This is a genomic window from Halorubrum sp. SP9 (assembly GCF_005435015.1).
In the GTDB taxonomy this organism is placed as follows: Archaea; Halobacteriota; Halobacteria; order Halobacteriales; family Haloferacaceae; genus Halorubrum; species Halorubrum sodomense.
On sequence record NZ_SGXU01000773.1, the window covers coordinates 1 to 218 of the forward strand.

At 72.0% G+C, this 218-nt stretch carries 1 pseudogene; it reads right to left on the reverse strand.

Annotated elements, in window-relative coordinates:
* Positions 1-218: pseudogene (locus EXE45_RS19275) on the reverse strand (oligopeptide ABC transporter ATP-binding protein); the annotation flags it as partial.

Genomic DNA, 218 nt, shown 5'->3' on the forward strand with positions numbered 1-218 from the left:
CGGGCCGTCTCGCGGCGCTGTTCCCGGTCGGCGACGTCGTGGATGCGGAGCCCCTCCGTGACGATGTCGCCGGTGGTCATCCGCGGGTCGAGGCTGGAGAACGGGTCCTGGAACACGATCTGGGCGCGCCGGCGGAACTCGTTCAGGTCGCGGTCGGTCATCGCCCGAACGTCGGTCCCGTCGAAGGTGATCTCGCCGGCGGTCGGCTCGCGCAGGCG